Annotated in this window: 1 protein-coding gene and 2 pseudogenes; all 3 read right to left on the reverse strand. The window is 69.1% G+C overall.

Annotated elements, in window-relative coordinates; all coding sequences use genetic code 11:
- Nucleotides 1–266: 266 nt before the first annotated feature.
- Nucleotides 267–1,037 carry a recombinase family protein gene (locus AF1_RS33935; RefSeq protein ID WP_456151179.1) on the reverse strand — a complete coding sequence of 257 codons (771 nt, stop codon included), beginning with the start codon at nt 1,035–1,037 and terminating at the stop codon, nt 267–269.
- Nucleotides 980–1,171: pseudogene (locus tag AF1_RS37215) on the reverse strand (hypothetical protein); the annotation flags it as partial. The gene AF1_RS33935 and the pseudogene AF1_RS37215, both read right to left, overlap by 58 nt.
- Before the next feature lie 49 nt (nt 1,172–1,220).
- Nucleotides 1,221–1,498 (reverse strand): annotated as a pseudogene (locus tag AF1_RS36080) (tetratricopeptide repeat protein); the annotation flags it as partial.

A 1,498-nucleotide genomic window follows, 5' to 3' on the forward strand; every position in this document is an offset into this window, starting at 1 on the left:
CCGTCCAATACGGGCTGGCGAGCGTCGAGCCAAGCGTTCGCGGTCTCACTCCCGCAAAGCCATACGGCTCTACGAAGCCGATCAGAGCTGGACGCCCTCATGCCGGGGTGGCTGGAGTGAGAGAGCAAGGGCGTCATCAATGTCCTCGCCTGGGTGGGATTGGACCTTGGCGACCTGTTTCCAGCCCCAGTGGGCATAGATCCTGCGGGCGGGGGGCGTCAGGTTCGGCTAGATGTCGATTTCCGAAGTTGTGTGCGCGGGTGACCTCACGGTCTGGAGCTGGTTGCAGAGGACTTCGGAAATGCCTGTTTCCCGTGCTCCTGTGCGCTGCGGTCGGTCTTCGTCCGTACTCTGCTGGTCGGCCAGTGGGGTCGTCGGTGATGACGGGACAGCGGCCGCCGTGGTTGCCTTTGCGGGCGGCGGCGTCCAGGCCCTCCAGGGTGGCCTCGCGGATCGCTTCGCGTTCGGTCTCGGCCATCGCGGCGAAGAACGCGAACGGCATCCGGCCCGGCCGGATCGTAGATCCCGGCCGGCGGCCCGGCGAGCAATTCCAGCACCAGGCCGTGCGCGGTCAGATGGTCGGCCAGGGCGGTCAGCTCGGAGGCGTCGCGGCTCAGGCGTTTCATCTCGTACACCGTCACGATGACGCGGCAGTGCGGGGCGTGCGCCTTGATCTGCCGGGCGGCCGCCAGCGCCTTCTCGAACTCAGGCCGGACCCGCACCCAGGTGGAGATCTTCTCGCGGGGGATCCCGCGGGCCTCCAGGACGTCCAGCTGTGACTGGAGTTCCTGCGTGAGCCAGGAGCAGCGGGCGTACCCGATCCGGATGTCGGCCGATGGCCGGTCGCCGGTGAGCGGTGCCGGCGGCGCAGTGCCGGGCCGCCACGGGGTTCCGGGCGCGCGGTCGGCCGGGTGGCGATGCGCAGCAGCTTCGCAAGCCGGGGGACCTTGGTGAACCGGCCGGTGCGGTAGGTGCCGGCCACCGCGCCCGATCGTGACCGGCACGGCGATCCCGGCTGGACACCGCACCGCAGGCACAGGTGACGCTCGACCTCATCGGCATCGCGGGCGGCTTGCGCGGACGAATCGGAGGCCGGGACGGAGCCGGTGTGCTCGCACGCTTCTGGGACGACGGCCGTGTCCCGGATGCTCTCGCAAACATTTCTCAGAATCCCGAAACCGGCAGACTTGCATGAGAACTAGTTCTGAGAAGGATCCGGGTCACTGAGGGCCGGATTCGGGGGTCTCGGGGCCAGCCGCTGGATCGTTCTCAGAATCGAGCGTTTCCGAGACACCAGCACCTGGGTCCGGCGCCAGCCCAAGGCTTGCCCGCTCTCGCCAGTACGCCAGGTTGTTGCGGGTGGTCAGGGTGTGGGGGTGGTCGGGGCCCAGTACCCGCATCTGGTCGGTCAGCAACTCCTCGGTCGCGGTGGCCGCACCGGCCGGGTCCCCCGCGTGGCCCCGCCAGGACGCCAGGTTGCTGCGGGTGGCCAAGGTGG

It is taken from the genome of Actinomadura formosensis NBRC 14204, from assembly GCF_001552155.1.
Classification (GTDB): domain Bacteria; phylum Actinomycetota; class Actinomycetes; order Streptosporangiales; family Streptosporangiaceae; genus Spirillospora; species Spirillospora formosensis.